The organism is Paenibacillus foliorum (assembly GCF_013141765.1).
Lineage (GTDB): Bacteria > Bacillota > Bacilli > Paenibacillales > NBRC-103111 > Paenibacillus_S > Paenibacillus_S foliorum.
The window spans coordinates 1-7,955 of record NZ_WHOD01000044.1; the positions used below are offsets into that span (position 1 = coordinate 1).

At 42.0% G+C, this 7,955-nt stretch carries 10 protein-coding genes; 2 read left to right on the forward strand and 8 right to left on the reverse strand.

Annotated features, from left to right (window positions below; translation table 11 throughout):
• The first annotated feature begins 2 nt into the window (after positions 1-2).
• Together GC093_RS36860 and GC093_RS08180 are read left to right on the forward strand one after the other, a co-directional pair.
• Positions 3-125 (forward strand): IS3 family transposase, encoded by a 123-nt coding sequence (locus GC093_RS36860; protein WP_376768638.1) that lies wholly within the window; start codon positions 3-5, stop codon positions 123-125.
• Between the two features lie 60 nt (positions 126-185).
• A complete protein-coding gene (locus GC093_RS08180) occupies positions 186-266 on the forward strand; it encodes an IS3 family transposase (protein ID WP_138790788.1) in 81 nt (26 codons plus the stop codon).
• Positions 267-326: 60 nt separating this feature from the next.
• Here the strand turns inward: GC093_RS08180 and GC093_RS08185 are convergent, their stop codons facing one another.
• From GC093_RS08185 to GC093_RS08220, 8 genes are all read right to left on the reverse strand, one after another.
• A complete protein-coding gene (locus GC093_RS08185) occupies positions 327-821 on the reverse strand; it encodes a cation diffusion facilitator family transporter (protein WP_246313943.1) in 495 nt (164 codons plus the stop codon).
• A gap of 173 nt (positions 822-994) precedes the next feature.
• Positions 995-2,764 (reverse strand): ABC transporter ATP-binding protein, encoded by a 1,770-nt coding sequence (locus GC093_RS08190; RefSeq protein WP_171651381.1) that lies wholly within the window; start codon positions 2,762-2,764, stop codon positions 995-997.
• Entirely contained in the window at positions 2,751-4,502 is a 1,752-nt protein-coding gene (locus GC093_RS08195) for an ABC transporter ATP-binding protein (RefSeq protein ID WP_171651382.1), read from the reverse strand. Before GC093_RS08195 ends, GC093_RS08190 begins: the two co-directional genes overlap by 14 nt.
• 837 nt (positions 4,503-5,339) lie before the next feature.
• Complete coding sequence (locus tag GC093_RS08200) at positions 5,340-5,645, reverse strand: spore coat protein (RefSeq protein ID WP_171651383.1); 306 nt, start codon at positions 5,643-5,645, stop codon at positions 5,340-5,342.
• An 11-nt stretch (positions 5,646-5,656) separates the two neighbouring features.
• Positions 5,657-5,857: a hypothetical protein gene (locus tag GC093_RS08205; protein ID WP_171651384.1), complete on the reverse strand. Its 201-nt coding sequence runs from the start codon at positions 5,855-5,857 to the stop codon at positions 5,657-5,659.
• Positions 5,858-5,889: 32 nt separating this feature from the next.
• The gene (locus GC093_RS08210) at positions 5,890-7,026 is read right to left on the reverse strand and encodes a zinc-dependent alcohol dehydrogenase (RefSeq protein WP_171651385.1); all 1,137 of its coding nucleotides are present in this window, start codon (positions 7,024-7,026) and stop codon (positions 5,890-5,892) included.
• Positions 7,023-7,409, reverse strand: a complete 387-nt coding sequence (locus GC093_RS08215; protein ID WP_171651386.1) for a spore coat protein — start codon at positions 7,407-7,409, stop codon at positions 7,023-7,025. The genes GC093_RS08210 and GC093_RS08215 overlap by 4 nt, the downstream gene beginning before the upstream one ends.
• A 14-nt stretch (positions 7,410-7,423) precedes the next feature.
• Positions 7,424-7,669: a spore gernimation protein GerQ gene (locus tag GC093_RS08220; protein WP_171651388.1), complete on the reverse strand. Its 246-nt coding sequence runs from the start codon at positions 7,667-7,669 to the stop codon at positions 7,424-7,426.
• Between the last annotated feature and the right edge of the window lie 286 nt (positions 7,670-7,955).

Sequence of the window (7,955 nt, forward strand, 5' to 3'; positions counted from 1 at the left end):
CAATTAACCATAAACGGGTAAGCCGCCTAATGAAGCTGGCAGGAATCCAATCGGTTATTCGCAGGAAGAGAAAGAAATATACGCGTTCAACGCTTGGAATCGTTCTGGGGAACCCTGAAATGTGAGAAGTATTATTTGCATAATACAGCACCTTTGAAGAGCTAAAGAACGCTATTGATGACTACATCTACTTTTACAATAACGAAAGATTACAAGCCAAATTAAACGGCCTCAGTCCGATGGAATTTAGGACTAAGGCCGCTTAAGGGTTTTTAATTATTTATACTGTCTACTTGACGGGGTGCAGTTCATTACGATAAGTCTCTTTATCTAATTATATTCATTTTCTCTTCTTCATACCATGGATTTAAATGAATCAATACTTCTTCTACATCATTATGGTGTTCAATGATCGTTTGTTTGATTTTTCGCGATACATCATGCCCTTCCTGAACGCTTAATTGAGCCGGTATTCCAACGCGAACGTCAATCATCACGTATTGACCGAATGCTCTTGCGCGAAGTCGGTCAATACGTTTTACTTCCTGAACAGAAAAAACAAGTTCTTTGTACTCCCTTAACTTTTCCGAGGAGACTGTCTTCTCCATTAATACATCGACAGCTTCTCTACCCATGTGATATGCAAGTATTAATACAAAATATGCAACAACAATACCTGCTGCCGCGTCTCCATAACTCAAGAAATCAATATCGTACTTATCACCAATAATTGCTGCACCAATCCCAACAACTGCGCTGTCAGCAGAAAATAAAGTATTAGACTGGATCTCTTTATTCCACGCGGCTTTTCGAATCGCCATACCGTCAGACTCCATAAAATAAGTATTAGACTGACCCTAGAAATTGAAACAGCGACAGCCAAGGAAGAGAAAATATAGTCCTAGACTGTCGCTGTTTCATTGAACTATCCTTACCCGTTAGCGCAACGGCTATACTTCTACCATCTCATTGGCAAAGTATTGTACATGCTTTATCAACTGCCTACGACTAATGGTTTTATGTCCTCCGTATTTTTTACAACAACATATCCACCTGCTACATACTGATTTTGGAAAAGCAAATCATAGGTTTCGTTTCTGTTACGTAGGTTTTCATGGGTATCAAAAGCTACCATTGCGCCATCTTTCAAAACCATAACCTTATCGCAGTCCAAAATAGTAGATAAACGGTGAGCAATGGAAATCATGGTTTTCCCCGATGAAAGGCTTTTGAGTTCTGTAATGATGTCATTTTCATTTTCGTTGTCAAGAGCGCTTGTACTTTCGTCAAAAATGATGATGTCCCTGTCCTGTATAAACGCACGGGCAATAGATAGGCGCTGTCTCTGGCCCCCTGAAAGTTTTACACCTTTTTCTCCGATTATCGTATCTAATTTATTCTGCAAGGTTTCAATGAAGTCATAAATACTCGCTCTGCGGCAGCACTCTATCAATTCCGCATCGGTTGCGTCGGCCTTAGCCAGCAATAGGTTTTCTCTGATCGTCATATTGAAAAGAACCGGTTCCTGCACAACTATACTAACTTTTTCTGACAGACTCTCGCTGTTCACAGTATATATATCAATCCCGCCAATGCGTACAATACCACCTTGCGGTTTAATCTTCCCTGTCAACAGTTTAGCAATGGTAGACTTGCCGCTGCCGCTTTTTCCGACGATTGCCAGATGTTCACCCTTACTCACGGAGAACGAAATACCCTCAAGAGCAAATGAATCGTTTCCCTCATATGTAAATTTCAAATTTTCAACATTAATATCTGTTCCGTCAATTTTCTTATAGGGTCTCTTACCTACTTCTAAATTCAGTATCTCGACGACTTTTTCGATATTCACCGAATCATTCTTGAAGTTTATTAAGGAATTACTAATGTTTTCTATATTCCCGAAAAACTGCCCGTAAAAGCTGATAAAAACGAGCAGCACACCGACTTGCGAGTAACCATTAATTACGAATAATCCGCCAATAAAATAGATAAACAACTGGGTAATGAAGTTTTTCGTGAAGAACGAATAGGTAATCCCTAGATGCGAATAGAGCTGGCTTCGAAACCAAATAGGCCTTATCTTCTTATAGTGTCCGTTTAATTCATCAAGTTGCGCGTCCTCAAGGTTGTTGATCTTGACATCTTTCCAGTTTTGAATATTCGAGTGTAAAAAGGTTTCATATTTTGTTTGCAGTTTCCATAGTTCCCCTTTGGCTTTCTTCGATTTACCTCCCAAAAAATTAACCGTTAAAAAAGATATCGGAACAAATATAAAACTGAGAAGCGCGATCCGCCAGTCGTAACATAGCAAAATAACCGCCAGCGCAACAGCGTAAACGACGCCGTAAATAAAATCTAATATATGGGTCGTAAAAAAATTATCGGCAACAGTAGAATCGCTTTCAATCCGACTCTTAACATCACCAATGCTATATTTGCTATATACATCATGATCAAGGCTGGTATACTTTTTCAGCAATTTATTCTTTATTCTCAGGTCATATTTCAGAATTAACCGGTTTGAAAACCTCTTACTGACTGTGATCCCGATTGTCGCGAACAGGAAAACAGCCAGATAACCGATGATGACAGGCGAAAGCTCGTTCATATTTTTATCCACTAAAACGCGATTCACCAAAAACGAGTACAAGAACAAAGGGATAAGCCCGAATATTAAGCTCCACACCTTGAAAAAGCCAAGCGCTATCAACGACTTGTTAATGCCATCTATATCCCGAGTTAATGCCTTAAAGGTTTCCAACCGGTTCATACGCTTCATCTCCTATGTACTGTTCGCGGAATAAGTCTATATACGTTTTATTGCTTTTAATCAGTACGTCGTGAGTATCAAAGCCTGCGACAACACCGTCCGCTAAAACCGCGATTTTATCACAGTTTTTGATGGTGGAAAAACGGTGGGCGATTATAATAAGCGTCCGATCTTTCGACATATCCCTCATCATGTTCCGAATAAGCGCTTCGTTCTGGCTGTCAAGGAACGATGTGGCTTCGTCGAAGATCAAAATCTTGGGATTCTTGACTAATATCCTGGCGATAGCCAGACGCTGCTTCTGCCCGCCGGATAATTCTTGCCCGTCAGTTCCAAGCAGCGTATCCAGTCCGTTTGGAAGTGTCAGGAAAACATCATAAAGTGTAGCTTTATTAAGCGCTTCCAGCAATGCGTCATCATAATCCTTGTTGTTCGTAAATGAAAGATTGTAACGTAGGGTATGATCATAAAGGATAGTCTCCTGATGGACAATACCCACCTGGCTCCGCAAGCTATGTAGGTTATATTCATTGACATTCATTCCATCGATCAGAAGCTCGCCTCCGTCAACGTTATATAAATTGTAGAGCAGGTTTGCCATCGATGTTTTACCTGCGCCGCTCTTTCCGACAATGCCAATTGTGCTTCCTGCATCAACACGGAGATTGAATCCGTTCAGAACATGCTTATCTTCGGTGTATCCAAATGTGACATTGTTAAATTCAATCGTGCCATCCTTAATTTGTTTCGGATGATGGCTTTCTTTGTAGTCTTCTTCATCTTCATTCAGAATCTCCACGACACGTTGTAAGGAGACAAGTTGCTTCCCGATATCCATAATTCTGCTGTTTATGACGCCGAAGTAGTTCACAGCCATATTGAAATAGCTTACGGCGGCTACAAAAACGCCGAGCTGCATGTGGCCTTTAACAATGAAATAGGCACAGGTCACAAATATCACAAGTTGTGCGATAAGCATGATGAACGAATTAACCCTTTCTGCCGTCACGTCGATTCTTCCGCTTACCACGTTCATTTTATTGATGGCTGTCGTTTTTCTCAAATAAAACTTCGTTACTTGTTTACGTGCGTTAAGGATTTTTATCTCCTGCAAATTTTTCACGATTTCAAACAAGTAAGAGGATAGTTTGCCCTGTTCCTTTGAAATATCCTTCTTGACATTTTGCGATTTTTTCTTGAATTGTTTCGAGGCAAAGAACACGACGGGAACCAGAACAACTGTAAAAACTCCCAAAAGTAGATTGTAGTAAAACATGAAGCAGACAGCGAATAGTATATGTAAAAAGTTGGAATATCCCCAAAGACCGCTCTGGAATACGAGACTCATAATATCCTTGGTGTCGTTGTTCATTCGGCTGATCATATCTCCGCTATAGACCTCGGAGAGGTCTTTCCCTTTTTTATGTAATAACTTTTTGAACAGAGCCCGCCGTATATCAAAGACAAAACCCGTCATCAAATGTGACGAAATGAGATTGTTTAACGTCATAAGGACAAACTGATTGAAAAAGAGTATGCCAGCATAGATAAAGCACAAATTCAAAAAGGCGGTCATGTCTTTATCATAAAAAGCAATATTGATAATTTTCCCGTTGAGGAACGGATAAATCAAATTGATCATAGTTCCTAATGTAGTGATGATGAATCCAAATAAAAATACCCATTTGTGCATGAGAACAAATTTTGTGACCCATTGCCTTGTTGTCATAAATACACCTCTCTTTAGCAGATATGGATAACGCTCACGCCTCTTTATCAGTGGCTAATGGCCCAAGTAAATCAATTTCCCGAGTTCTGGGAGTGCAGTTACACCGAACCATTTATCAGCAGTATTATCCCAAAACTTTTTGTTTTGTTCTAAAACCCCTTATCAAGAGTGTTATTTCTGAATTTAATAATATATTGCTCATTTAAACATCCCCCTTAATTCTTGGTTTCGAATGTTACCTATCGTAAAATATAATATCTTATTTTACAAACCTCAAAACGTAGGTTCGCTATTTTGCATAGACTTACACATTCCAATTACAATGCCTAATTTCAGGATTTTCAGAAAATAGTAACTCTGTTTATCTCTAAAAACCTTAGATTTACTCATCTTACTTTCTTCTGTTAGTACATTGAGCTAAACTGCCCGTTACTTGAATGAAAACAGGGAGCAGCTGCCGCGGCAATCTGCTCCCTTTATTGTGCTATCGTTCTTCGTTAGCGTAATGAATCATTGATTTTTCTGCTAATAATTCTTTTCAATTGTTCTTCAACATCCCAATTTTGTGGTTGGGGCTGATGTATCCAATTAGCCCCTTCATTTATCCATTTCTCTCGATAGGGAGTTGCTGATCCCACGCGGGTTTTATAATTACAAAATCGGTAGCCTTCGTAAAATAAGTTTTAGACTGACCCAATAAAAGAAACAGCGGCAGCCTTGAACGAGAAAATAAAGTCCTAGACTACCACTCTTTTTATTGATCTAGATAGAGACTAATTCATGAGTTGGCTTCAGGCAATTGGAGTCACCGAGTAGGCTACGCACCAAGCTCTCCGCTTATAAGGAACGAGACGGAATATTCATAGCGGTCTGGATGTTTTGCAGATCGAGCTGGATTTGCTCGTTAACGTTGTAAGGGTGGTACAAGCCTCGTGTCACCATATAGCTCATGATTTTCTCGTGCGTGGCGATCGCTTCATCGAGCTGTTTGGTTAATGTAGCCTTGATTTCCTGTGTGGCGCATTCGGTGACGGCCATTGCATAATTACGGACACCGCTCTTGGCGTTAATCAGGAAGTCCATTGCAATAACTTCATCCGTCAGAGTGTTCAGCCCCGTAAGGTTTTCCAGAATAGTATTCATGTTTTCATCTCCTATACTGTCGCTTTAGACAACAGCGCTCCGAGTTCCTGCAGCTGCCGCGTAGATAGCTGAACGTCTTCTTGCAGAATTTGCATCAGCTCCGGGTCCGAGATCAGAGCTTGCATCGTTTTGGACTTCGTCATGCAGACCGTTTTGAAGGCGGCGATTTCATGGACCTCCAGTGTCTCATGTAAAGCATAGATCGAATTCATTTCGATTTTTTCCTCCCCTTTTCAATCAGAAATTACGGCTTCAAAATGACTTTGATGCACTTGTCTGTTTTCGTATCGAACACTTCATATCCATGCCTCGCCTCGCTCAGCGGGATCACGTGCGTCACTACATCACCCGGATTGACTTTGCCCGTCGTAATAAGTTCGTACATATAAGGCATATAGTGTATAACAGGAGCCTGCCCAGAGCGGATATTGACGTTGCGCTGCATGATGTCACCGAGTGGGAATCCGTTATAGCGTCCGCCATATACACCTGTGATCTGGATGGTGCCACCTTTGCGAACTGCTTGAGAAGCAATGACCACCGGGCCCATCGTACCTCCTTGCAGCTTCAGGCCGCTTGCGAGGAATTCGAGATCGCTCATCTTTCCATCCATTCCTACCGCATCAATGACGACATCGGCGCCGCCCTTCGTCATTTCCTTCAGATAATTGCCGATATTCGGCTCCTGCTCGAAATTAACGATCTCCACGTTGTTCGTGCTTTTCGCATGTTGCAAGCGGTAATCGACGTAATCGACTGCGATGACTCGCTTCGCACCTTTCAGCCAACAGAACTTCTGCGCCAACAGCCCGACAGGACCGCATCCTAGTACAATAACCGTATCCCCGTCCTTCACTCCAGCATTGTCAACGGTCCAGAAAGCAGTCGTCATGGCGTCGGCGATCAAGCACAGCTTCTCATCCGGCTCTTCACAGCTTTCCGGAATTTTGAAGTGAGTGAAATTAGCAAAGGGTACGCGCAAATATTCAGCCTGTCCGCCAGGATACCCACCCGTCGTACCGGAATAACCGAAATAAGCGCCCATATCCCCATTTTCATTCGAATTGTCACACTGACTTTCCAAATGATTTTTGCAGTAAAAGCAGTCACCACAGGCGATGTTGAACGGAATGATTACCCGATCACCCTTCTTAAGCTTGGTGACGCTGGGGCCAACCTCTTCCACGATACCCATAGGCTCATGCCCAATTACATAATTCTCTTGGAGGTTGGGAATCATCCCGTGAATGAGGTGCAGGTCGGAGCCGCATATGGCGGTACTTGTCATCCTAACGATCATATCATCGGGCTTCTCGATTTTCGGATCGGGTACATCTTTAACGACGACATTTTTAATGCCTTGGTACGTTACGGCTTTCATGCTTTGCTTCCCCCAATGTGTTCATCTAGCGTCCTATCGAACATGCCCTTGCGTGATGTATCATCCGGGAACAGATTCATTTGCCCGATCATGATGGTATTTTTCGCCGAAAGCTGATCCAATTGGTACTGTTCACTTAGCTCGTAAGGATGGAACCATTTCTTGCTGCTCATGAGGTCAGAAATTTCTTGATGCATCGCCAGGCCTTGGTAGAGCTGGTTCTTCAGGAGCGCTCTTGCATCCGGAGAAGCCGTTTCCGTCAGGGCGATAGCCGTATTTCTTACTCCTTCCTTAGCACGCAGGAGGAAGTCCATGGCAAATGTCATATCCGCCATTTCCGGCATGTTTAATGCGTTAATCGGGTCTAAATAATCGTTATTCATTGTTTTTCTCACCTTCAGTTTAAAATGGGAGTAGGCCTGCTTTGTGGAACCGGCGCTTGGAAAGGAGCTCTTGCATAAATGGCTTGCAGCTCGGCGATGGATTGGATGGATTGCTCCACGTCTTTCTGCATTAAAGCTTTGAGATCTTGGTCAAAAACAAGACCTTGCATCAGTTTCGATTTGGCCAGACAGAGCGTTTTGAAATTAAGCGCTTCGTGAAGCTCCATCGATTCGTGCGGTGCTAATGTTTGTTGAATCATAATAAAATCATCACCCCTTATTTGTTTCACAACGCTAGCATTTCCTAACATTTTGGGCTTATACAGAAATAAAAAAAACTAGCGATAAAGCTTCGCTAGGTACTTTTGCTGTTCGTTGAAAATAAAGATTTAGACTGGAGTTGCTGATCCCACGCGGGTTTTATAATTACAAAATCGGTAGCCTTCGTAAAATAAGTTTTAGACTGACCCTAATAATATAGAAACAGCGGCAGCCTTGGACGAGAAAATAAAGTCCTAGACTACCACTATTTTATTGAGTCGTTTT

Excerpts from the sequence above, each read along its gene's own strand:
- GC093_RS08185 (WP_246313943.1), bottom strand. The coding sequence starts at position 821 with ATGGCGATTCGAAAAGCCGCGTGGAATAAAGAGATCCAGTCTAATACT.
- GC093_RS08195 (WP_171651382.1), bottom strand. The coding sequence starts at position 4,502 with ATGACAACAAGGCAATGGGTCACAAAATTTGTTCTCATGCACAAATGG.
- GC093_RS08200 (WP_171651383.1), bottom strand. The coding sequence starts at position 5,645 with ATGAATACTATTCTGGAAAACCTTACGGGGCTGAACACTCTGACGGAT.
- GC093_RS08205 (WP_171651384.1), bottom strand. The coding sequence starts at position 5,857 with ATGAATTCGATCTATGCTTTACATGAGACACTGGAGGTCCATGAAATC.
- GC093_RS08210 (WP_171651385.1), bottom strand. The coding sequence starts at position 7,026 with ATGAAAGCCGTAACGTACCAAGGCATTAAAAATGTCGTCGTTAAAGAT.
- GC093_RS08215 (WP_171651386.1), bottom strand. The coding sequence starts at position 7,409 with ATGAATAACGATTATTTAGACCCGATTAACGCATTAAACATGCCGGAA.
- GC093_RS08220 (WP_171651388.1), bottom strand. The coding sequence starts at position 7,669 with ATGATTCAACAAACATTAGCACCGCACGAATCGATGGAGCTTCACGAA.